The 22766-nt window shown below is 58.8% G+C and carries 16 protein-coding genes and 4 pseudogenes; 11 read left to right on the top strand and 9 right to left on the bottom strand.

Annotated features, from left to right (window positions below):
• Positions 1–7 precede the first annotated feature (7 nt).
• From NKJ04_RS29220 to NKJ04_RS29190, 7 genes are all read left to right on the top strand, one after another.
• Positions 8–814: an SDR family NAD(P)-dependent oxidoreductase gene (locus NKJ04_RS29220; RefSeq protein ID WP_352678877.1), complete on the top strand. Its 807-nt coding sequence runs from the start codon at positions 8–10 to the stop codon at positions 812–814.
• 774 nt (positions 815–1588) lie between these two features.
• A complete protein-coding gene (locus tag NKJ04_RS29215) occupies positions 1589–2353 on the top strand; it encodes an SDR family oxidoreductase (protein ID WP_352678875.1) in 765 nt (254 codons plus the stop codon).
• 26 nt (positions 2354–2379) lie between these two features.
• Complete coding sequence (locus NKJ04_RS29210; protein WP_352678873.1) at positions 2380–3549, top strand: family 3 encapsulin nanocompartment shell protein; 1170 nt, start codon at positions 2380–2382, stop codon at positions 3547–3549.
• Positions 3550–3618: 69 nt separating this feature from the next.
• Complete coding sequence (locus tag NKJ04_RS29205; protein ID WP_352678871.1) at positions 3619–4425, top strand: SDR family NAD(P)-dependent oxidoreductase; 807 nt, start codon at positions 3619–3621, stop codon at positions 4423–4425.
• Positions 4426–4471: 46 nt separating this feature from the next.
• On the top strand, positions 4472–5494 hold the full coding sequence (locus NKJ04_RS29200) for a hydroxymethylglutaryl-CoA lyase-like TIM-barrel protein (RefSeq protein WP_352678868.1): 1023 nt from the start codon (positions 4472–4474) through the stop codon (positions 5492–5494).
• A 227-nt stretch (positions 5495–5721) separates the two neighbouring features.
• Entirely contained in the window at positions 5722–6729 is a 1008-nt protein-coding gene (locus NKJ04_RS29195; protein ID WP_352678865.1) for a PLP-dependent aminotransferase family protein, read from the top strand.
• Between the two features lie 479 nt (positions 6730–7208).
• Positions 7209–8282, top strand: a complete 1074-nt coding sequence (locus tag NKJ04_RS29190) for an HAD-IIA family hydrolase (RefSeq protein ID WP_352678863.1) — start codon at positions 7209–7211, stop codon at positions 8280–8282.
• A 570-nt stretch (positions 8283–8852) separates the two neighbouring features.
• On the opposite strand, the pseudogene NKJ04_RS29185 reads toward NKJ04_RS29190, so the two are convergent.
• Positions 8853–9036, bottom strand: a pseudogene (locus NKJ04_RS29185) (biotin/lipoyl-containing protein); the annotation flags it as partial.
• 170 nt (positions 9037–9206) lie between these two features.
• On the opposite strand from NKJ04_RS29185, the gene NKJ04_RS29180 reads away from it, so the two are divergent.
• Complete coding sequence (locus tag NKJ04_RS29180) at positions 9207–9398, top strand: hypothetical protein (RefSeq protein ID WP_352678858.1); 192 nt, start codon at positions 9207–9209, stop codon at positions 9396–9398.
• A 157-nt stretch (positions 9399–9555) separates the two neighbouring features.
• Here NKJ04_RS29180 and NKJ04_RS29175 read toward each other — a convergent pair.
• From NKJ04_RS29175 to NKJ04_RS29140, 8 genes and pseudogenes are all read right to left on the bottom strand, one after another.
• Positions 9556–10189 (bottom strand): annotated as a pseudogene (locus tag NKJ04_RS29175) (electron transfer flavoprotein subunit alpha).
• Between the two features lie 71 nt (positions 10190–10260).
• Positions 10261–10338, bottom strand: a pseudogene (locus NKJ04_RS29170) (electron transfer flavoprotein subunit beta/FixA family protein); the annotation flags it as partial.
• A 110-nt stretch (positions 10339–10448) separates the two neighbouring features.
• Positions 10449–13405, bottom strand: a pseudogene (locus NKJ04_RS29165) (NAD(P)-dependent oxidoreductase).
• A 725-nt stretch (positions 13406–14130) separates the two neighbouring features.
• The gene (locus NKJ04_RS29160) at positions 14131–14415 is read right to left on the bottom strand and encodes a Rossmann-fold NAD(P)-binding domain-containing protein (RefSeq protein ID WP_352678855.1); all 285 of its coding nucleotides are present in this window, start codon (positions 14413–14415) and stop codon (positions 14131–14133) included.
• 396 nt (positions 14416–14811) lie between these two features.
• The gene (locus NKJ04_RS29155; protein ID WP_352678853.1) at positions 14812–15156 is read right to left on the bottom strand and encodes a tautomerase family protein; all 345 of its coding nucleotides are present in this window, start codon (positions 15154–15156) and stop codon (positions 14812–14814) included.
• 318 nt (positions 15157–15474) lie between these two features.
• Positions 15475–16722: a M24 family metallopeptidase gene (locus tag NKJ04_RS29150; RefSeq protein ID WP_352678850.1), complete on the bottom strand. Its 1248-nt coding sequence runs from the start codon at positions 16720–16722 to the stop codon at positions 15475–15477.
• A complete protein-coding gene (locus NKJ04_RS33750; RefSeq protein WP_502897980.1) occupies positions 16719–17123 on the bottom strand; it encodes a hypothetical protein in 405 nt (134 codons plus the stop codon). The genes NKJ04_RS29150 and NKJ04_RS33750 overlap by 4 nt, the downstream gene beginning before the upstream one ends.
• Positions 17120–17479 carry a SemiSWEET family sugar transporter gene (locus tag NKJ04_RS29140; RefSeq protein ID WP_352678848.1) on the bottom strand — a complete coding sequence of 120 codons (360 nt, stop codon included), beginning with the start codon at positions 17477–17479 and terminating at the stop codon, positions 17120–17122. The genes NKJ04_RS33750 and NKJ04_RS29140 overlap by 4 nt, the downstream gene beginning before the upstream one ends.
• Before the next feature lie 562 nt (positions 17480–18041).
• Between NKJ04_RS29140 and NKJ04_RS29135 the strand changes: the two genes are divergently transcribed.
• The 3 genes from NKJ04_RS29135 (at position 18042) to NKJ04_RS29125 (ending at position 21838) form a co-directional block, all read left to right on the top strand.
• Positions 18042–18803 (top strand): SDR family NAD(P)-dependent oxidoreductase, encoded by a 762-nt coding sequence (locus NKJ04_RS29135; RefSeq protein WP_352678845.1) that lies wholly within the window; start codon positions 18042–18044, stop codon positions 18801–18803.
• 9 nt (positions 18804–18812) lie between these two features.
• Positions 18813–19625, top strand: a complete 813-nt coding sequence (locus NKJ04_RS29130; RefSeq protein ID WP_352678843.1) for an SDR family NAD(P)-dependent oxidoreductase — start codon at positions 18813–18815, stop codon at positions 19623–19625.
• A 170-nt stretch (positions 19626–19795) separates the two neighbouring features.
• Positions 19796–21838 carry a hydantoinase/oxoprolinase N-terminal domain-containing protein gene (locus NKJ04_RS29125; protein ID WP_352678840.1) on the top strand — a complete coding sequence of 681 codons (2043 nt, stop codon included), beginning with the start codon at positions 19796–19798 and terminating at the stop codon, positions 21836–21838.
• The last annotated feature ends 928 nt before the right edge of the window (positions 21839–22766 follow it).

Genomic DNA, 22766 nt, shown 5'->3' with positions numbered 1-22766 from the left:
GGAATTCTTGGGTAGTCGGCTATCAGGCAAAGTCGCCATCGTCACCGGTGGCAATCGAGGCATAGGGCGTGCAATTGCTGAGAGGCTCGCTGATGAAGACGCCATGGTTGTCGTCGGCGATTTTCTTGACAAGCGCTCCGCCGAGTCCGGCGGCGTCGAGAGGCTGACCTTTATGTCTCTTGACGTCAAAAAAGAGGTCTCAATACGCACATTCGTGGACGAGGTCCTGCAGAAGTTCGGCAGGATCGACATCCTGGTCAACAATGCCGGCGTAGTCATGCATAAGTCCATTGACGAACAGAGTGCCGAGGATTGGGACAGGCTTATGGCGGTCAACCTCCGCGGCCCGTTTTTGATGGCCAAGTATGTGGTCCCGGAAATGAGGCGTATCGGCTCGGGCACGATCGTCAACATCGGGTCGGTCGAGGGCTATATGGTCAACCCATGGCATACTGCCTACGCGGCCACCAAGGCCGGCGTGCACGGCCTTACGCTGGGACTGGCAGTTGACCTCGGGCCGGATGGTATTCGGTGCAATACCGTTTGCCCCGGTTGGATCGATACCGAGCTGAATCGGGCCTATGTCGAGATGCACCCGGACCGAAGCTTGATCGAGCGGGAATTGGGGCAACTTCACCCGGTGGGAAGGATTGGCGCTCCAAAGGAGATAGCCAATGCGGTCCTATGGCTGGCGAGTGAGGATTCCAGTTTCGTCAGCGGTGAAATGATCTCCGTCGACGGCGCGCGAACCAAGAAGATATCACTGCCCGCCATCTTGGACGAGGAGTATCGGGCCAAGCTGACGAAGGCATAGTGCCTCGGTCCGAAACCTGCACCCTGACGACTTCACCGTAGTAGATGAAGTCGCTTCCCGATGCTTCCATACGTCGCTCCCTCCGCCGCCTTCCCATCAAGCCGAAAGAGTTGTGGGTCAGATTCTTCGATTCTTCACCCATTCGAAATGGCTCTACCACGCCTCCTGCGTGTTTGGACCGGGACACCGCGAACAAGTGTGCGAGGACATCGCGCACAGTTTTGCATGCTATCGCCCCAAGGCATTGAGGTCGATGGTTTCTATTTTCTGTTGTCTGAACCAGGCGTCGAAGACGCGTCTGTGGCGGTTGGCCTGAAGGCGACGGACCTTCCTGCGAAGGCCCTGCACAAACGCATGGTGCGGCCAAGAATGGAGACGAAGCCATGATGCTGCACGCGACGCAGAAGATCGCCCTTGGCGTATTCGAATGGCTCGACAGTTTCGTGATACTGCCGCGGCGAGGCTTGGTAACGGTCGAGCGGGCCCGCCGCGGCCCATATTGTACATGACTAATTCGCCTGCGGCAAAAGCTCTAAGTTCCTTACCCAATGCTGTCTTCAGAACCGGAAGGCGACCGATCACCTATCGGAAAGACGACAGAGTCACGTCGGATTCCGTACATTTGTCTCACCATCATGCACGGCTAAAGCAAGCCGAAGTTTTATCAGCAGAGCTATCCTCCTGTTTTGAGCGGATGTTTTCGTTTGGCACGGTACATGCTTGGCTTTCTGCAACGGTGCCAAGAAGCGTGGTGATATTAATTGGGGGTAAAAAATGGATTTAGGGCTTGACGGCAAGGTGGCAATGCTCGCGGCCGCCTCCAGCGGCTTAGGTTTGGCCACAGCTGAGGAGTTAGCCAACGAAGGCTGCCGCCTGTCCATCTGTGGGCGGGATCCGGGGCGGCTAGAAAGAGCAGCGGATCGGTTGCGCAGCAAAGGCGCCGAAGTGCTGGCGCGCGCGACCGATGTAACTGACTACGCGGATGCAGCAGCTTGGGTCGCCGAAACAGCAGAGCATTTTCGGTGTATCGACATCTTGGTGACGAATTGCGGCGGCGTTTCTGCCGGGCCACCCTCGGCCATGACGCCTAAGGATTTCGACGATGCGTTTGACCGAGTGCTTTTACCTTCGATAAATTTGGTTACGGCTGCCTTGCCGTATCTGCGGCGCTCGCGGGCGGGGCGAATATTGATGCTCGCTTCAGAGGCTATTGTACGGACCCCAGTACATTTCGCGCTGTCGGGTGTCGCACGAGCAGGGCTAGTGCCCTACTGCCACACGCTCGTACAAGAATTGTCGGGGGAGAGCATCACCGTAAACGTACTCGCTCCTGGAGCACACAGCACCGCGATTCACGAAGCCAATCGCCTCGGCGACCACGCCGAAGCCATCCGTGCGCTCGAGGATAGGACCCCGGCCCGACGCCTCGGTGATCCCTCGGAATTCGCAGCAGTTGCTGCATTCTTGGCCAGCGCCCGCGCGGCCTATGTCAGCGGCGCCCTGATCGTCATCGATGGTGGGCTGAGTGCAACCGTCTGAACAATTCGTCGCACTGGAGCCGTCGCGTGAACGAAGCCAACGCAAACAGAACCGTCATCGATCTCGGCCGTTCAATCGCACATGCGTGTATTCGCGATCATCCTGAGCAGGAGCTCACTTTCCCGTCTGGTCTTCTGACGCTTGAAAATTACTCCGCCAACCGGCCGACGCCGCGCCTGACAGTGCGCGATCAATTCAAGGTAGTCGATCTTTCACAGCGCGCCTCGGGTTACTGGTATGAAATGAATTCCAAAGAGGTGGTTGACGCGGCTGAGGGAGTCGACGCGCGTCCTGAGTTTCAGCGCGCCTTTGGTTATGCCGAAACGGTTGATCTCTATCTCACGCGCGCCTGGATTGGCCTGCACGAGGCAATGTTCCGCGATATGGAAGCGCTAAGTACATTTATTGCCACACGGCTGGTGCCGCGGCACTTTACAGCTGAGGACCACGCCCTTCTGAGCGGGCCTTATGGACTCCTCAACATGTCCAGCATTGCTAACGTGGAGCGGGTCTCGGGGGATCCGGGTATCTGCGCTCTCGAGGCCTGCAACGCGGTAGAACAGCAGGAGGCGACCGCGAGAGGTATGATCCTCAACCCTCGCAGTGCTGTCCGAAAGCTTGAACCAAGTGGAGTTCACATCACTCGTACACGGCTTGTGCCGGAAAACCAATGCATTGAGGGCGACTTTGACCTTGGCACGCGTCTTTTCGGGGCAGGTCGCGCCACGGTGAAGATTGGAGAAGCCGGCAAAGCGACGGATGGTGGCCGAATTTACCGGCTTGAAGCTTCATTCAAGGAGCGCCTTGTCGTCAGCCTGCCGATGGCGGTTGTGAAGTTCGAGATGAGCCAGACTGGGACGACGGAGGAGCATCGCAATGTCTTCTTCTCCTATGGTGTGCTCATTGCGGGTGGCGCGTTCATCGCGCTTCAGGACAATGCGTTGATGCTACAGCTGGCGGCAATTTGCTCCGGTCTGGCCTCCTATGCAGTCTGTGGCTTAATCCCGGCCTACATCAGCAAGACGGCCAGGCCTGAAAACGCCACGAGTATATTCGCGATCGCCAACATCTCTCTAGGGTTTGGCGTAACATTTGGGAATTCACGGGCGGCTATCTTCAAAACAGCGTTGGGCCTTTCCAAGGTGTTTACTTTACTGTCGCAAGCATCGCCGCTCTTGCGATCTGCATCACGCTAATATTGCCTGCACAACGATGACCATGACTTGAACTAAGGCCAGAATCATAGCTGGATTGGGTAATATATCATGTCTGATACAACGCATAATTCTGCAATTGGCGCAGAAGGATACCAGGAGCTCTTCGGAGTTGATGGTAAGGTAGTCTGCATTTCAGGCTCGAGCCGCGGTCTAGGGAAGTCGCTCGCCACCTGCTTTGGACGGTTGGGTGCCAAGATAGTCCTTTCCTCGCACAATATTGAAGAGCTGACCGAAGCAGAGGCCGAACTTGCGGGCCAAGGGATCAACGTGACGGCTATCCGCGCTGATGTGCGGTCGCACGACGATTGCAAGGCACTAATCAGTAGCACGGTCGACCGGTTTGGGCAGATCGATGTGATGGTCTGCAACGCAGGTACCGACATCATTAAGCCAGCGCATTCATATGAAGAGCTGGAATGGGACGAAATTCTCGATACCAATCTGCGTGGCTACTACTATTGTGCCAAGTTTGCCGCCCAAGCAATGCTGGATCAAAGCGGCGGCAGCATCATCATGACTTCTTCGGTCGCCAGTTCGCTCGGCATACCGGGCCTGACTGTCTATGCTGCGAGCAAGGGTGGCGTCAATCAACTGACTCGCACCATGGCGGTAGAATGGGCCAACAAGGGTATTCGTGTAAACGCAGTCGCACCTGGATTCATCAACAACTTCATGGATGGGGTGCATCCTAATCTCGATAGCCCTTATCAGCGCCGCGCAATGGAACTCACTCCGATGCGACGCCGCGGCAATTTGTCCGAATATTTCGGGCCTTATATTTTCCTCGCGAGCCCAGCTGCATCGTTCGTAACAGGCGAGATTCTCTATGTCGATGGGGGCTACGCCGCGAGCTGATGCAGGATGCTTCGATGTTGTGGCGGTATTTGGAGGAGGCTAGGCAATGTTAGACACAATGCCAGACGAAATGAACTTCCTAGATTGCACCTTGCGCGACGGTGGCTACTACACAAATTGGGATTTCGCGCCGGAACTGGTGTCGGACTATGTCGCTACTATCAACACTCTCCCAGTGCGCATGGTCGAGCTGGGGCTCGCCGGAAAGCCTGAGAGCCACGGATATTTCGCCAGTGTGACGAGCTCTAAGGCCGAACAGGTGGCTGCTGGTCTCCTGGTCAAGGCATGCGTGATGATCGATGCCAAGGATGTGATTGCGAGCGAACTGCCTATACCCCTTGCCGTGCTCCGCCTGACAGAAGGACTAGTGCCAGGGCATATCACGACCGTCCGCGTGGCGGCGCATTACAGCAACTTGGCTGCTTGCCGGAACATTTGCGCTGAGTTGTCTCACAGGGGCTTCCGTGTGTTTTTGAATCTCATGCAGATCGATGCAGCAAATGCTGCAGAAGTTGAGATGTGCCTAAAGGAGGTAAAGCAGATCGACACCATCGACGTGCTTTATATTGCCGATTCCTTTGGCTCTATGAAGCCGACTCGCGTTCAGGAATTTATCGGCCGGTTTGCGGATCGAATTGAGCCTGACATTGGATTCCACGGCCATGACAACCGCGGATATGCACTGGTCAATTCAGTGGCCGCCGCGATGGCGGGAGCGACCTGGATAGACTGCACCATGGGCGGCATGGGCCGCGGGGCAGGAAATACGGCTAGTGAGCAGCTCCTACCGATTCTCACTCGCCTCGAAACATCCAAGGAACGGGCACTCCTCGAGCACGTCCTGCGTCACTTCGGTCCGCTTCGCAAACGGTATGGCTGGGGTAGCAGCGCGGCATATCAATTCGCGGGCTCAAACTTTATCCATCCGTCCTATGTTCAAAAGCTACGTGAAGGCGGGGCATTGTCTGACGCCGCGATTATCAGGCGCCTTTCGGACCTCCGCGCCGATGAACGGATGAGTTTTGCCAATGAAAAGCTGTCGGCGCTGATGGCGCAGGATATCGCCTGATCGCAGATATCTCCGTTGAGGTGCCCCTTTTTCCCAATTTGGAGGAAGCCATGACTCTCCCAAATGCGGTCGTGAAACCATCGGTCCTCCCGTCGGATCCGCGGTTTGCGTCAGGCCCTTGCCGTAAACATCCTGGTTGGAGCGTGCACCCAACTATGCTGCGCCATGTTGGACGAAGTCACCGGAGCTCCGAGGGAGCAGAAAGGCTAGGAGGGGTAATCAGGCGCATGGCCTCTTTGCTGGAGCTGCCTGATAGCTGGCTCTGCGGTATCGTGCCCGGTTCGGGCACTGGGGCCTGCAGCATGGCCTTGCAAAATCTACTCGGCCCTTTTCCAGTCGAGACATTCTTGTCAGACAGCTTCTCGCAGTATTGGGCAAATGAGATCGACACGTTGGCGCTTGCCCCCCAAAGCCGGCACATTTGTGCTTACGGAGATTTTCCGAGCACTAGCGGGATCGACCCCAATCACGACATCGTTCTAGTGCTAAACGGCACCAGCAGCGGCGTTTGTCCACCGGATCTTGACTGGATTCTTCCTGACCGTGCCGGGCTTGTGATCGCAGATGCCGTCTCGGCAGCATTTACCAGGCACATCGACTTCGATCGGATCGATGTTCTGTGCTGGTCGTGGCAGAAGGCGCTTGGCGGCGAAGGCGGCCACGGCATGATCGCGCTCTCGCCTCGAGCCCAGGCACGGCTGAAAGCCAGCGGCCGTAAGCCCGTAGCCAGGCTCATGAGACTGCACAACCCCGACGGATCTGTGAACAAAGCGTTCTTTGTCGGCCGGACGATCTCGACCCCCAGCATGTTCGCCGTCGAGGATATCCACTCTGCGCTCGACTGGGCCGAAGCGTGCGGCGGACTACCCGCGCTTCTGAACAGGGTTGCCAATAACTATGCTGTGATGGCCGACTGGGTAAACTCTACTCCTTGGATTGATTGGACTTGCACTAATCCGGCAGCACGCTCCACCTGTTCAATTACTCTTCGGCTTGTACGAGAGCAGCTCGCTGCCGGCGCGAAAGAGGATGACGGTAAAATCATTGCGGGGATGATCCGTCTGCTAGAAGCCGAAGACGCGGCTTTTGACATCTGGAGCTACGGTGACGCGCCACCGGGATTCCGGATATGGGCGGGGCCTACGGTTGAGGCAGATGACTTGTCGATTTTATGCGAGTGGCTGGCGTGGGCTTACAGCGAGACGTGCGAGGCCAGCATACCCCCGACGCAATAAGTGTGCGTGACAGAGAGCTTGTTCAGGGATGATGTCATGACCAATGATACTCAACAGAGGCGGCTGATCTACTCGAACATACTGCAAGTGTGTCCTTTCGTGTCCAACTGCCGGCAGGAGATTCTGCCCCAGCGCGCAAATGGGCCAGGAGTTGTCAGGATGCAACGCAGCGTTGACCCCACAGGACATGGCCTTTTCGCGATAAGGTCCGTCCGCAAGGGCGAAATCATTGGACGGTTCGGTGGCCGCCTTGTTCCAGCCGATTCTATCGATGCCTATGTGGCGAAGGTGGGCAGGTTCGGCCATCAGGCTCACCCGCGCTTGTACGTTTGCCCCGAAAACGCTGATGAGATCTCACGGATCGGAGCAATCAATCATAGCTGTGAACCGACTGTCGGCCTATCTGATGCACTCACGCTTGTGGCGATGCAACATATCGTTGCGAGCAAGGAGGGGCCCGTCGAGCTCCTGATTACGCAATGACCGGATCTCCGGCAGGCGGCTTTTCCGGCTGTAAGTGTGGCGCCCGACACTGCCGCGGCAAGATCACACGCGACGACTGGCGCATCAGACCGTTGCAAGAGGCTTATCAAGGCTACTTTGCGCCGTTCAAGACGCGTGCGGTTCAGCCAGGGACGGAGTCGGCCTGTGCTCTGACCACGGCCCTCGACAGCCCACCAACGCTCGAGCGTCCTCCTCAGACACTGGCAGATTGCTATGACGCGATACTTTTCGACGCGATGGGGGTCCTGATCAGCGAAAATGAAGCGCTCCCCGGTGCTGCTGATATCTTGGCCCGGCTTAATATGTCCGGTCAGCCATACTACATCGTGACGAATATCAGCAGTGGATCGGATGAAACGATATTCGCACGTCTCCGCTGCGCGGGACTTCCGATTCCGGCGGTCGACCGTATCGTGTCCGCGGGAGGTGTTGCGCGACATAGCGTGCTCGAAGAGCTGGCGGCCGGGCGGCTAGTTTCGTATGTGGGCAGTGCACACGCTGCGCACGAGATCTTCGGCAAGCATCCAAATCTTCATTGCGCTGACACGGCCGAGACATTCGACACACTCGTAGTGCTCGATGATGAAGGTTTCGATTTTAAACGGGCTGCCGATCACATCCTGTCCACCTTTCAACGCAAACTGGTCGAGACGGGCGAAATGCCCGATATCATAGCGGTGAACGCGGACATCATTTATCCTAGCAAGAACGGCTCACTCGTCTTTGGACCAAGCATAATAGGGCCAATGCTTCAGGCAGGACTAGCGCCATTCGGAGCCCCTCCAATCTCAGTAGAGTTTATGGGCAAGCCAGGAAGAGCGATTTTCGAAGAGTGCGTCGCCCGGGCCGGTACCGACCGTCTTTTGATGATCGGCGATCAGGTTGATACTGATATCAAGGGCGCAAAGGCGGCCGGGCTCGACGCACTTCTGGTAACCACTGGCCTCAACAACCGCGGCGAGTTGCGTCAAGACGAGAACGGCGCTCCCGATTATGTCGCAAAGAACCTCGATCAGATCTTCGACGGCAGTTTGTTTCCACACCTTTAATCGGCGAAGCATTCCAGTACAACAGATCAGGTTTGGGCAGCTCGGAGCGAGAATCGCGGAGCGGACAAGGCAGGTCTTGGCGGCAGCGGTTGAACGCGGCAGCACGAGGGAAATGGCGATAATCGTTTCGACTATTTATTTCGGCGGTAGGGTTGTACTGATGAGAGATGTGCCACGACTAACCGAAGCATTTGTAAAACCTGACCCTGCGTTCGGTGTCTTCCTAGCCAGCCTTCTTGCCGTTCTGGCCTCGGGCTCTCCTCATTTCAGTCGTCGTTCCGCGGCGTCGCCCTAAGAGAGAAAAACTATGGGGCAAGTCGTGCCCATACTGAGCGGAACAGGAGAAAGGACGATGCCCCAACAGATGTGCCTGCGTGACGTCGGAATGCCAGGCGCTGCCCATGGCGAACAATAGCCGAGGGACACTTGGCCTTGGCCAAGCTATTTCGAACGCTGGACCCTGCTTCCGGTGGATGGAGCCGTAAGGTTCTTAGCGATTGGACGGAGATTGGGACAGGTTATGTGGGAGTCCGAGAGCTTCCAAAGTAATGGGCGTGCAGCCTCAACAAAAACGAGCAGATCCTTGGCACGATATGATCGCCGGCCTTGACCAGCACCTCGGCGACCGTCCCGTCGCGCTCGGCATGAGCGCCGTCTCCATCTTCATCGCTTCGATGGAAAGCAGCACATCACCGGCCTTCACAGCCTGACCGGCGGCAACCGAAAGCGCCGAGACGACGCCCGGCATCGGCGAGCACGGATTAAGTTGCCGTTTGGTCGATACGGCAATGATCGCTTCAGAGCCCCAAAGAACCAGCCATGCGCTGACGCCATTAGGCAGGCCGCTTTTGTGGACTGCCTTGCCGAAATGATCGGACCCGGCAGCGAGCACTCCAGCACCATGACCGCAAGGCCGGTATCGGAATGGCCGGCACGTTCGACCGCATCAAGTTGTACCGCTGGCACGGCAACGTCTATAGAGCGCGCGGTGAAATCGGCGATCTGCATCTCGACGCCGAGGCCGCAGACACCGTTTATCTGAGGGCATCAGTCGCACCGCTTGAGCCAAATCTCACTTTTTCTCCCTTTGTTTTATTTAGGATGCCCTCGATCTAAATAAGTATACTCCGAATAAGAATTGTCCGTGTAGAATTACTTAATATAATATAGCCATAATTATCCCTAATAGCGCTGTGCAAATTGCCAAAGAAAATACGATTCCGCGAATGCCGTTCTTCAAATCGTTTGCTCTTTTGTTGCCTGATGTCACTGATCATATTGCCTTTTCGAGTTCTGGGAGTATGAGGAAGAAGTCGCCGATGAGGACGTAGTCGGCGACCTCGAAGATCGGCGCCTCCCGTCCCTGTTGAAGGCGACAATGACCTTCCGATCCTTCTTGCCGGCAGGATGCTGGATGGCGCCGGATACGCCGCAGGCGATGTAGAGGGCGCCACCTTGCGGTCCGTGCCCTGTAATCACCCTCTTGGCGTCGGTCGACTGCACCGTCTGTATTGCGTTGCCGGGATAGATCGGACGCTTGAACGTGTCGGGCGTGACCACCTCGATGATCGCCGACAGCTGCATCACGTCGAGCAGGGCCGCGAGTCGCGGCATCACGTCTTGCCGAAGGTCGTCGCCGGCGCGATGGCCGTGTCGTAGCCGCCGGCGAGCGAAACGATGGTTGCCGCCAGCGGTTCGGCCAGCCGGTATTCCAGCTCGGCGGCTTCCGCGAGCAACACCTTGCGCACGCCCGCGAGTTTCGCGGCGGCGTCCGCGGCAGCCCTGGCGCCGTTACCGGCGACCAGCACGTCCACGTCCGCGCCGATCTTCGATGCCGCCGACAGCGCCTTGGCGGCCTGATCCGACAGAGTCTGGGTATCGTATTCGGCGATGAGGAGAATTGCCATTCTTCGCTTCCTTCAAATTCCTTGTGCCCGTGATCCTGTCCCGAAAGTCTGCACCTTTCGGGGGCACGGGCTTACAATACTCCGGCCTCGTTCTTGAGCTTGTCGACCAGTTTGGCGACGCTCTTCACCTTGACTCCCGCCTTGGGGCCGCCGGTGCTCAGGAGGTCAGCCTTTCAACCCATCGCCTCTCCGAAAGCATTCCCTCCAATGTTGAAAAATCTGGCTTGGTATTAATCAAGCCAGACGTTGCGTAGGCTGATTAAAGCTTTGCCGGCGGGGCGATGAGCCCGGCACCATCCAACAGCAGCTTTTGCTTCAAGATGCTCGTGGCCAGTAAAGCGCGGTAACGATCGACAACGCGTTCGCGATGAGCGGCATCATTGATCGCACTGAGCGCGCCGATCACAGAGGTAATCGCTTCGCTCGCGGTCCGAAGTTCCGCAAGCAATTCGGTATTTTCGGCCAGTCGAGCGACGTCGCTACGTGTAACCTGGGCGATTCCGACCGGCGATTTAGATCCATTGGAGATGTATCCGCCCGGAAGATCACCCTTGAGGTTGGTGACCAAACGATAGCGTATCGCATCGACCAGCTGGTCGACAGCCTGCTTGGTGCCGGCGACCCGGGTCGGCGGCCGCATGCGGGAGAAGCTCCAGCTTGTCGGCATGCTTCGGCAGCAGCGAAAGATAGGGCTTCATCGGGCCGGTCACGCCTTCGGCACCCTTGAAGATATCCGCGTCGATGGCGGCATGCCGGACCTTGCCCGACGAGAGCACTTCGTCGAGCGCGGCAACGTCAACGAGTTCGCCGCGATCGTAGTTGAGAAGCACGGCTCGATCGTTGAGCGCGGTGAGGACGCTGCGATCGATCAGCCCGGCATTTGAGAAGGCGCCCGTGGCCAGATCCTGCCGGCCGAGGCCGAGATGCACGGAGAGTACATCCGCGCCGCTGGCGGCGGCGACAGGCGTTTCCGCATAGTCGTAACCTTCGGCAAGGATATTGTCGCGATGCGCCGGACGGGCATAAATCACAACATTCATATGGAAGGCTTTGGCGATCCGGCCTAGTTCCCGGCCGATATCGCCATAGCCGAGGATCGCTATCCGTTTGCCTTCGAGCTTTTCGGTCGGATATTCTGCAAGGTTCTTGCCGGTGTCGAAGTCGCCTTTCACGACCCTGTCGTGCAGCGCGTCGACCGGAAGGTCGGGCATGACCTTGAGCAGAGCTTTGATAGCCATCTGCGCCGTCGCGCGGCTGTTGATGCCGGGGGTGTTCATGAGTGGTGCTTCTCCGTGCTCCCCGTTTGTCCCGCCCCATGAGGTGGACCCCATGTTGCCGGTTCCAGTGCCGATGCGCACGCCGCCGAGACGGAACTTTGCGCCGGCGGGAATGAAGGTGGCGGCGGCGATGACCGCATCGTATCGGCCGTCGCCGGCTTCGGCGAGAATTTCATCGGCGGTACTGAGGTGCGGCTGGTAGAAGAAATGAATCCGGCCGTCGTCGGCCGTATTCGCCGCCTTGATCGAGGTCTCGTGGAAAACCCCGCCCTTCTCGCCGATATAGGCGGCAAGCTCGCTATGATCGAGGCGCCCATCAGCACCGAAGCGCAGGCCGATGGCGTCGGCAATCAGCACTTTGACAGTCCCTTCACGCACGCCTTCGCCGGCATCGGCGCTGGACAGGGCATAGTCGACCTTGCTCCCGTGCCGTTCCAGCTCTTCCTCCAGCACTACGATCTTGGCGCGGAGATAGGCGTATTTCAGGTTTTCGAGCAGCGCCGTGATGTCGGACGGCTCACGAATGCCGCCGACCCAGGCGCGATAATCGCCGGGCATCCCGGGGAAGGCGTTGACATAGCGGGCGGCATCGAGACCCCTCTCGTGCTCGCCGTTCGGATGGGTGATGCCCTCGTAGCCGAGCAACTGCTTCGAGCGCGCGATAATGCGGGCGTGCAGGTCCGACGATGAGATGGCACCGTCATTGACCTTCAGGAGCGTGACGGCGGCGCCGCGTCGCTCTTCCTCGCTGACGACGAGGCTGAACAATGGGTTGCGGTCGACCCATTCGTTGACGACCTCGCGATTGGCGGCCGAGCGCTTGTTGAGCTCGATAACGGAACCGATACGCCGCTCGGTCTGCAAGAGGCCGAACGTCGTTTCGGCAAAGGCGAGTGCGCTGTAGGTGTTGATGACGCCGCCGAGCATCCGATCTTCCTGCGCGTCGTAGAACGGGCCGGCATCGACGGACCGCTTGCTGCTGAGCGGCTGTTTGGGATCGAGCGGCGGCGCGATTTTCAGCTGGCGCGGAATGGCCCAGCATGGATTGCTCTGGTTGCGCTCGATGAGGGCGAGGGCCGCCGGCGTGAAGGCAGCGACGAAATAGCCGGAGACGCCGCCGATCGCCTTCTGGAACGGCATGAAGAGGCAGCACTTGGCCATGACTGCCCGTACAGTCTCGGGCGACCATGGCATCGCACCGAGCATGGAGGTGGCGTCAAAGACGGCGTGCCGGTTTTCCGGATCACCGTCCAGCCAGGTCAAGAGTTCGTGGATTTCCTCGTTGGTGTAGGAGTTCGCGCCCGTCGTCTCGTGACCGACGCCGACGAAGACAGAAATGCCGAGGTCGGCAAGAGTCTTGGCAGATGGGATCTCGCCTTCCTTCCGAGCGAAATGGATGCGGCTCTCGTCGCCCTTCTCGGCAAAGCGGTGCATTTTGATGAGCTGGGTCGCCCACGACTGGCGGAAGAAGCCCGAGGTGTCGGCATCGCCTGCCTTCGGGGCGCGGCGTGTCGACGTAAACGCGCTGGTTCGGGTCATTCGCGTTCAGGAGATGCTGGACGCAGACCGTATAACCGCTATGGCCGCCACCAAGGCCCACGGCGATGCGGTTCGACTTCGGGAACTCGAAGTAGCGATGGATCGCCCGCATCATGTCCAGAAGGATCTTGTCGGCCGGATAACCGCGATGCATGCTCCGCGACAGTTCCGCCGTGGTGAACGCTCCGACGTCTTTTCCGGTGTCGTCGAATTTGCGATAGGTGCTCTCGATCCAGCGATCAAACTCGTAGCGGCGCAGCCGGCTGTCGACCTCGTCGGTCGTCGCGTCGGTTATAGGTCCCACGCCAAAGAATGGGTTCAATGGGATGGAAGGCGCGCCAACCCTCGTCTCTTCGAGTGCAGACTCGCGATGAGCAAGCAATTGGCTGTCTGAAATCAATGAAGATCCTCCTTATCGGCCTGGGCAGCGAAGCAGTGCCGAGCCGTGGGACATATAGTGTTGAAATCAATTGTCGCGTGGGCTACGAGATCGAACTATCCGATATCGCCCCTCCCGGACCGTTAGGTAAACCGCTCAAGCCTGACTACCGGTAAAATGCCCCGCTTACACCCCCACTCGATTAACTCCTTGAAACGTCGGGACGCGACCCATTTGTGCCGCTTGCCGAGCGACGGCGCAGGCAATCTCTAGCGCGTCTAGCGGCATAGGCACCAGCTCCATCAGATCTGTTGCATGTGTTTCCAGGAATCCGGCCGCCGCGGCGGACGAAATGGACATCAGCATCGGCGGCTGGAAGGCGAACAGTTGGCAGGGACGAAAGCCGCGCGCGCTCCTCCCCAAAGCTGCTCGGCTCATAAGTGGCTGCTATCTTCTGCGCGAGATCCGGGATCGAAAATGCGATAGCTCCCGACAACTCGTAGCAGCGGCCGGCATGGCTAGCCGGATCGCCCAGCACAGCAAGCGCCGCTTCGGCCAGATCCGCTCTTGCGACTGCGGAAATCCGACCCTCGCCAAATGGCGTGGCAATCACCCCGCCGCGCGGCGCGGCGAGAGCGCCAATCAGTTCTGCATAGAGACCGTTGCGAAGGATGGTCCAGCACATGCGGCTTGCCCGAAGCTAGCGCTCGGTCCAGCGATGAGCCAGGGCAAAGCCGAGATGATCGCTAGCACAGGTGACTCGTATAAACGACGTGCTTCACCCGCTGCGCGCGGGCAGCAGCCAGAACGACACCATGCCGACGCATCACGCTATCGTCTTCGGCAGAGCCGGCCGAAGTCAGCAACATGGTCTCAACCCCGGCGAAGTCAAGCGCTTCAGGTCTGTCGAAGTCTATGTGCCGGTCAGCAGTGGCTGCTCTGCTGCCGGTGAGAATCGCAATGCACTTCTGCCGCGCCCGTGCCACGATCTGCGATGCCAACTGGCCCGAGGCTCCGGTGATGAGGATCATGGCACTTCCTTTCATGGATGTGTGGTGCTCAAGGCGCTCCAAGGTTATCGATGAAGACTCAGATCATTTTTCGTTGGCCCGCCGGAGACCCGCTCCGACGTCTTCAGCTTCTGCTAACAGACGATGTCGCAGTCGGTTTCGCTGAGCCAGCCTGCTGGTCTTCCGGCTGAGCTTTCGGGCGGTTGTCGCGGCAGAAGCGGCTCAGGCAAATCCGCAGCCATTAAGTAAAGCCACGGCCACCACGCGCAAGAACGTTCGCGGGCGCAAGGCATTCAGGACGACCTTTCCAGCACTACCGCGCGTCCCGGGCGCACTTTAAGACGAATTCGCCCTTTGCCCCAACATCTCCTCACCGGAAATAGATTAACCCGCAGGTCGCAGAGATAGCCGGCCCCATCACATCCTGGACCAAAGCTTGCCGCCGGTCGCCCAGTTGTTAGGCTCATACTCATCGAACACCACATGGATTTGTTCTGGCCTTAAGTTCATCTTGTCACAGAACAGCTTTGTGATCTCAGCCACCAATTGTGCTTTCTTATCGTCATCAGACTTGAACGTTTCGATATGGATTACGGGCATGGCTTGCTCCTTCGTTGCTCTCTGCCGAGCAGGTTGATAACAGAACATTGCCTCGACGATCTCCAAACCAAGGCCGGGCCCGGTGGAAGCGAGATTTGACCGTCTGTGATGCGAATTGCGCTCTATCATGATCACGTCGAGAGCGTCCTCGATCGTGTCCATCGGACATGACGTTCGCGCCTTCATTGACAAAAGCGTCGCTCAGTTGGAACGCAACGGTGCCGTTATCCCCCGCGATCAAGATTTTGCGATACATGAGCTCTTGTCCCCCCCCCTCGTTCCTCCGAGGTCCAGAAGCCGATTAGTTTAATCTCCGTATTTTCGAAAAGCGGCACGCTATCCCGAGCAACCGCTCGCCTCCTGTCCTTCATTTCCTCGGTCGGTCCGTAGTGCCGCAGTCGTAGATCATTGGCGTAGCCTTGCCTTCGTGAGTTTTGCCGCATGGCCGTTGATTCACGCGATTGGGAGTCGAACCAGGTCCTAACTCAGGAGACGTTCGTCAAAAGGATAGTTCGAAAGCAACTCGTAGCCGTCGGACGTAAGGAGCAATTGCTCCTCAAGCTTCACTCCGTCTCGTTCGCCGACGGCGCCAATATAGCTTTCAACACATATTACCATGCCTGCTTCGAGTGTCGCGTCGTACGCTACCGCACCACGGAATGATGGTTTGACTTGCGGATATTCATCGCACATCCCAACTCCGTGGATAACGCAGGGGTAAGCCTGCTCCCGAAATTCGTCGGGCACTGGCCAAGCTGAAGCTTGCAGATCCTTCATGCTGACGCCTGGTCGGATAAGCTTCATGTTGGTCTGCAATTCGTCATACGCCAGTTGGTACAGTTGGCGCTGGCGCGCACTAGGCGGGTTCTTTCCGTAGTAGAATGTCCGTGAAACATCACAGAAATACCCAAATGGCCCGACCATATCGGTGTCAAATCCCACCAGGTCTCCCTCCTCGATGACTCGTTGGGTGGCTTCCTGGAGCCACGGATTAATTCGCGGCCCGGAAGCTAACATTCGTCCCTCATGCCAGCCGCCCTGGTTGGCGAGGTTGGTGTAGTTGAGAAGTCCCCAAAGCTGCACTTCCGTTACGCCTGGCCCCATGCTCTCCTGCATGTGCGCAATGCCGTGCTCGGCGACGGCGCAGGCCCAGCGAATACACGCTATCTCGTCATCCGATTTAATGACCCGCGCCCCTTCCACGATGTCCACCGCATCAATTACCTCTAGACCGCGCTGCAGCAAAGCCTGGGTTATGCTCGGGTTCACATACTCCACCGCCACTTTGCGATTGGCGGTACCGATTTCGCTTAGGAACCCAACGATGTCGTCGGCGAGGAGCCTGGCGCCGTCCGCCACTTCGTTGCCTCCTTCAAAAAACGAAATAGGCCTTCCGTGCCTTACACGGTCTGCAGAGCACGCGTTGCCAATACCCTGATGAAGGGTGATTGGCCCATCAAGAGGCAAAAAGAGGTATGTGACGGGAATATGCGACTGAAACAAAGGGTATGCATTGTAGTCCACCGCATAGCGAATGGTAATGGGGCTCACCAGGACACACATTGCGACATCAGCTTGGCGCATTGCCGCTCTTAACCGCTCTTTCCGGTATCCATCGAGCCTTTTAAAGTCGATATCCGGCATTGGTCGAAACTGCCGCAAGTCGCTCCAGTTGTCGTGGAGTACGAGTTCATCCGGACCTCGTGATCCCAATTTGGAATTCGTCATAGAGCCCTCGTACTCGTTGCAGCTATGCTGCTGATTAGCCCCGCAGAAATGCTACGGTCGTGAGCTATAGGCAGCGGCGCACCGCACTTCAAATGAGTATTAGTTGGCCGGCCGCATAACCAGGAGTCATGACCATGTCCAAGGGGCGTAAAAGGCTGCGCGAGGCCGTTATCGATGTCCAGCGCCATAACTTCAGGCTTGCCATCGAATAACTCCTTGGACGCTTCCAAACCGGCGGTATGAAGGCCAAGATCATTAGGCACGGCTGCCGGACATACCCGCTCCGACGTCTTCGACGCCTGCAAGCAGACAATGTCGTCGTCGGTTTCACTGAGCCACTTCAGGAGCACGGGAAGCCGGCCATTGACGCCATTCACATTGAAGGTTGCGATGCGCCTCATTTCGACCGTTTCATCTTTGGATCGGCCAAACGAGATCGCCCGACCGACCGCTCGGTGCTTGAGGTGGCCGGGTCAAGAACGTCCGCGACGGCATCCTTCTTCGCGCGAGGAAGGAGCGTCATGACGAGAATGAAGGCCGAAAGCACCAGGCACACTCCGTTGGTGATGATAAGGGGCCATTCGTTCTTCAGAATTCCGAAGATCAGCCAGAACGCAAGTCCCAGCACGTAGATGCCGTACATCGGTGCTGAAATGCTGCTCGTGTCCCGGGTTTTGATGATCTTCCAGACTTGCGGGGTAAAGCTGGTCATCGAGCATAGAGCTGCGAAGTAGCCAATAACCGTGACCCAATCCATGTGCGAGATTGCCTGCTGGATTTTCCGTTTAACCCTTTCGCGTTGTTGTCGGCAAGGGCGGCTCAGGCAAGTCGACGGCCCCCAAGTAAAAAGCGCTCAACGGCACTGCGACATTCCGCTCGGCGTGACTTCGTTCCCCTCCGCGCGCGCAAGGCATCCTGAGCCATCCGAGCCTGACGAAACGGATGTGTTATCCTTTATTGAGCCCTAGTACGTCGTGCTTGCAATGCCTGCCAAGCTGCGATGTAGGAATACTAGACGGCGCCTGATCGAACTTCAAATGAGTATTAGTAGTGGGCCGGATAACCAAGGGTCATGACCATGTTTACGGATCAGTTTCACCTCGGTCGGAGCCGGCCCCAACGCCATATCTGTCTCTGATCTCTCCTGAGGCCTGGCTGCCATGGAATCGCCATCGACGTCCAACGCGGTCATGACTTCAGCTTGTCCGCCGCATGACTTTTTGGACGCTTGCGAACAGGCCGTATGCCGGCATAGATCACCAAGCAGGCCGCCGGAATTAACCGCCAAGCCTCATCACTTTTACTGGGCAATTTAAACTATGACGGATTCCAAGAAGGTGGTTATCGTTACTGGCGCGACGTCGGGAATAGGGGAGGCCGTTGTAGAGGCCTTCGCCGCGACAGGGGCGTCACTCGTCTTGGTCGGCCGGGATCGGGAGCGGGGCAAAAGAGCCTTGGAGTCGGTTCAGAAACTCGATTGTCCGGCCGAATTGATGCTCGGCGATGTCGCTGACTCGGCCTTCGCCGACCACGTGGTTAATTCCAGCGTAGAGCGGTTCGGAAAGGTCGACGTCCTGGTGAATAGCGCCGGGATCATCCGGCGTGGAAGCGCCGTCGATACCACGGATGACGATTGGCGCCAGACTTTCGACGCCAATGTCAGCGGTGTGTTCTACTTCAGCCGCGCCGCGGTGAAGGCCATGAGGAAAAGCGGCGGCGGCAGCATTGTCAACATAGCCTCGAATGTGGGGTTGGTTGGCTGTCCCGGGCTGGCTGCCTATTGCGCGTCGAAGGGCGCCGTCGTTCTGTTGACACGAGCCATGGCGCTCGATCACGCCAAAGAGCAAATCAGCATCAATGCGGTCTGCCCTGGCGCCGTGGATACGCCCATGCTTGTGTCGGCCCACAGCCAGCCGGTTACTGCCGACGAGGTCCTCCAGAGGAACATCGATTCAATACCTCAAGGTCGCGTGGCGACGCCGAAGGATATCGCAAGTCTGACGCTTTTCCTCGCGAGCGAGGAAGCCAGGCACATCACGGGGGTTGCTGTTCCAATAGATGGCGGCTTCACGGCAGGATAGGAGGAATTCTTGGGTAGTCGGCTATCAGGCAAAGTCGCCATCGTCACCGGTGGCAATCGAGGCATAGGGCGTGCAATTGCTGAGAGGCTCGCTGATGAAGACGCCATGGTTGTCGTCGGCGATTTTCTTGACAAGCGCTCCGCCGAGTCCGGCGGCGTCGAGAGGCTGACCTTTATGTCTCTTGACGTCAAAAAAGAGGTCTCAATACGCACATTCGTGGACGAGGTCCTGCAGAAGTTCGGCAGGATCGACATCCTGGTCAACAATGCCGGCGTAGTCATGCATAAGTCCATTGACGAACAGAGTGCCGAGGATTGGGACAGGCTTATGGCGGTCAACCTCCGCGGCCCGTTTTTGATGGCCAAGTATGTGGTCCCGGAAATGAGGCGTATCGGCTCGGGCACGATCGTCAACATCGGGTCGGTCGAGGGCTATATGGTCAACCCATGGCATACTGCCTACGCGGCCACCAAGGCCGGCGTGCACGGCCTTACGCTGGGACTGGCAGTTGACCTCGGGCCGGATGGTATTCGGTGCAATACCGTTTGCCCCGGTTGGATCGATACCGAGCTGAATCGGGCCTATGTCGAGATGCACCCGGACCGAAGCTTGATCGAGCGGGAATTGGGGCAACTTCACCCGGTGGGAAGGATTGGCGCTCCAAAGGAGATAGCCAATGCGGTCCTATGGCTGGCGAGTGAGGATTCCAGTTTCGTCAGCGGTGAAATGATCTCCGTCGACGGCGCGCGAACCAAGAAGATATCACTGCCCGCCATCTTGGACGAGGAGTATCGGGCCAAGCTGACGAAGCCGCAGCCATAGTGGTGCGTTGGCGACTTCGAACGGGTTGCGACAGGGGCGCTAGCTCGCCAGGATCATCCTGGCCCGCCCTTGAGCCGCACGATGGTGTCGACCCTCGCGCTCTTGCAGGCGCAGGTCGCTCCGCATCGGCTGTGGCGTGAAACAGACAGACGTCAGCCGAACCGCCATCAATGAGAGCCAAGACTAAGCCAAAGCCGCTGTTCCTCGGGATCGACACCGGCGGCACCTACACCGATGCCGTGCTGTGGTCTGAAACCGAAGGCCCGCAGCACGGGCCGAACAAGGGCAAGGTGCTGGCCAAAGCCAAGGCGCTGACCACCAGGCACGATCTCGCCGTAGGCATTTCCGGAGCGGTCGACGCTGTGCTGCAGAAGGCCCGCACCGATCCAGCCGCTATAAAACTGGTGTCGATGTCAACGACGCTGGCCACAAATGCGCTGGTCGAGGGCCAGGGCGGTCGGGTGGCGCTGGTCATGATCGGCTTCTCCGAGGCCGATCTCGCCCGCGACGGGCTCAAGGCGGCGCTTGGCACCGATCCGGTGGTGTTCTGCCCCGGTGGCCACGATGTCCACGGCAACACCGCTGGGCTCGACCTGTCCGGTCTCGAAGCGGCCTTGCCGGAACTCGGCGCGTCGGTATCGGGTTTTGCCGTCTGCTCCTATTTCGCCACCCGCAATCCGGCGCATGAGGTGGCCGCCCTCAAGCTGATCCGCGAGAAGACCGGTCTGCCGGTCACCGCCAGCTACGAGTTGTCGGCCAAGCTTGGCGGTCCGCGCCGGGCGCTGACGACGCTGCTGAACGCCAGGCTGATCTCGATGATCGACCGGCTGGTGGCGGCGACCGAAGGCTTTCTCAAGCGGCGCAAAATCGCAGCACCCCTGATGGTGGTGCGCGGGGACGGCGCGCTGGTCTCGGCGGCGTTTGCCCGCCAACGGCCGATCGAGACCATCCTCTCCGGCCCGGCCGCCAGCCTGGTCGGCGCCCGCCACATGACCGGGCTCGACAACGCCGTCGTGTCCGACATTGGCGGCACCACCACCGATGTCGCCGTGCTCGACAAGGGCCGGCCGCGGCTCGACGTGGAAGGGGCCACCGTCGGCGGCTTCCGCACCATGGTCGAGGCCGTCGCCATGCGCACTTTCGGCCTTGGCGGCGATTCGGAAGTGAAGCTGGAGGACGGCGCGCTCATCCCGAATATTTTGCTCGGGCCACGCCGGCTCGTGCCGCTGGCGCTGGCCGGCATGGCGCATGGCGGAGCGGTGACCGTCGAACTGGAACGTCAGCTGCGCGCGCCCAACCCCGGCCGCATGGACGGCCGCTTCGCGGTGCGCACCGGCGTGCCGGACAGGCTTGCCGCCGGCCTCACCGCTCCGGAAGCGCGGCTCTACGAGGCGATCGGTGCTGTGGCCGTCGCTCTCGACAAACTGCTCACCTCGAATGCCCAGAATGCGACGCTCGACCGGCTGGTGTCGCGCGGGCTGGTGCATGTCGCCGGGTTCACGCCGTCAGACGCCGCCCATGTGCTGGGCAAGCAGGCGAACTGGGATCCGATCGCGGCTCGTCTCGGCGCAGAACTGTTCGCCCGCAAGCGTGACGGTCGCGGCCAGCCCATAGCTCCTTCGCCGGAAGCACTGTCGGAACGGGTGCTGGTAACCCTGACGCGCTGGTCGGCCGAATACATCTTGGAGACTGCCTTTGCCGAAGACGGGCTCGACGGCGCGGCGACGGTGGCCCACGCGCTGGTGCAGCGTGCCGTCGACGGCCATCCCGGCATCGCCCGCCTGGGCGTCGCGCTCGACCGTCCGGTCATCGGCCTCGGCGCCTCGGCGCCGCTGCACTATGCCGGCCTAGCCGAACTGGTCGGCAATGACTGCGTGGTGCCGGAGGATACCGACGTCGCCAATGCGCTCGGCGCCGTTGTCGGCCAAGTGCGGGTGTCGGCCGAAGCACAGGTCAGCCAACCCAAGGAAGGGCTGTTCCGGCTTGCTTCTGGCGGAAAGGTTCGCGATTTCCTCGATGAGGCTGCGGCGATCGCAGCGGCCGAGGCCGATGTCCGCGCCATCGTTGCAGAGCGCGCCAGGGATGCAGGCACCGACAGCGCCGAGATCGACGTCACCACCGAATTCCGCGTCTCCACGGTCGAAAGCCAGCGCTTATTCATCGAGGCACATGTGGTGGCGGTCGCCTCGGGAAGGCCAAGGATTGCGGTTTAGACGTAACCATTCGGCCAGGGCCGCGGTGGCTATGATTTCGGGCGACGGTTTTCTGCGGTGTGGTTTCGGCGGTGCGTGACCCACAGCCCTGCGCTCGTCGAGGATATGCCGAAGGTGGTCGATGCCGACTTCGGTGAAGACGACGATAGGTCGCGTAGAGCGTGGAGCATTCTGACTGAATTGAATGGATTGCCATCGAAGTAGCGACCACGTGCTGTGAGAAAATCTAGGTTTGAATATCACGCCGGGGGAAGATTGTTTGTCTACAGAGCGATACAGCGGCTTGGGACTTCCACTGTCATTGCTCATTCTTGATGGCTGAAACGGATGATGGATATGGTTGCCGGCGAACCGAATGACGTGCGATTGAAAAATGTCGACGGCCAGTGGATTGTCCAGGTCGTCGAAAATGGCAAAGTGGCTCGACATTTAATTCAACGCTCAACCCGTTGCCGAGAGCTACGCCGAACTCCAGCGAATGAGGCTCGGCCTGCCCGGAAAGCCACTAATTTGGGGAGGAGAACCCGGTGGATGAGCGCCCCAAGAGGCTTCGTGAAATACCAGACTTCACCATCAACGATGTTTTTGACCTACGCCGAGTACTCTGACCGCGGTATTGTCATTACCCTAGTTGATACACACGGAGTTCGCCTCCGGTCTCCACCTCACAGTCGTGACCTTAGAATTGCTTTGCGAGCGAATTGCCAACGCGCTGGAGCGCCAGTACGGCGAATAGCGACCTAAAGCCACTGCTTTCGTGGATCGACAATCTCCGTGATCACGCTATGCGGCGCCTCCTCGACTCTCGTTGGCCTACGGCGGACGCCCTGATTCCGCCTGGCCAGCGCTATCAGGCAACCGCCCAAGCAGCGCCGATAACCTCATGCGATGCCAATTCTCGCGTGCCGCCGTTAACGGTCGCGTTCGT

This window comes from Mesorhizobium sp. M0618, assembly GCF_040320765.1.
Taxonomy (GTDB): domain Bacteria; phylum Pseudomonadota; class Alphaproteobacteria; order Rhizobiales; family Rhizobiaceae; genus Mesorhizobium.
Note: the sequence above shows the minus strand (reverse complement) of the source record. Positions and strands in the feature narration are given on the sequence as shown.

Coding starts and splice junctions, on each gene's coding strand:
- NKJ04_RS29190 (WP_352678863.1), top strand. CDS start 7,209: ATGACCGGATCTCCGGCAGGCGGCTTTTCCGGCTGTAAGTGTGGCGCC.
- NKJ04_RS29150 (WP_352678850.1), bottom strand. CDS start 16,722: ATGACGAATTCCAAATTGGGATCACGAGGTCCGGATGAACTCGTACTC.
- NKJ04_RS29180 (WP_352678858.1), top strand. CDS start 9,207: ATGGCCGGCACGTTCGACCGCATCAAGTTGTACCGCTGGCACGGCAAC.
- NKJ04_RS29140 (WP_352678848.1), bottom strand. CDS start 17,479: ATGGATTGGGTCACGGTTATTGGCTACTTCGCAGCTCTATGCTCGATG.
- NKJ04_RS33750 (WP_502897980.1), bottom strand. CDS start 17,123: ATGAGGCGCATCGCAACCTTCAATGTGAATGGCGTCAATGGCCGGCTT.
- NKJ04_RS29205 (WP_352678871.1), top strand. CDS start 3,619: ATGTCTGATACAACGCATAATTCTGCAATTGGCGCAGAAGGATACCAG.
- NKJ04_RS29125 (WP_352678840.1), top strand. CDS start 19,796: ATGAGAGCCAAGACTAAGCCAAAGCCGCTGTTCCTCGGGATCGACACC.
- NKJ04_RS29135 (WP_352678845.1), top strand. CDS start 18,042: ATGACGGATTCCAAGAAGGTGGTTATCGTTACTGGCGCGACGTCGGGA.
- NKJ04_RS29155 (WP_352678853.1), bottom strand. CDS start 15,156: ATGGACACGATCGAGGACGCTCTCGACGTGATCATGATAGAGCGCAAT.
- NKJ04_RS29195 (WP_352678865.1), top strand. CDS start 5,722: ATGGCCTCTTTGCTGGAGCTGCCTGATAGCTGGCTCTGCGGTATCGTG.
- NKJ04_RS29200 (WP_352678868.1), top strand. CDS start 4,472: ATGTTAGACACAATGCCAGACGAAATGAACTTCCTAGATTGCACCTTG.
- NKJ04_RS29215 (WP_352678875.1), top strand. CDS start 1,589: ATGGATTTAGGGCTTGACGGCAAGGTGGCAATGCTCGCGGCCGCCTCC.
- NKJ04_RS29160 (WP_352678855.1), bottom strand. CDS start 14,415: ATGATCCTCATCACCGGAGCCTCGGGCCAGTTGGCATCGCAGATCGTG.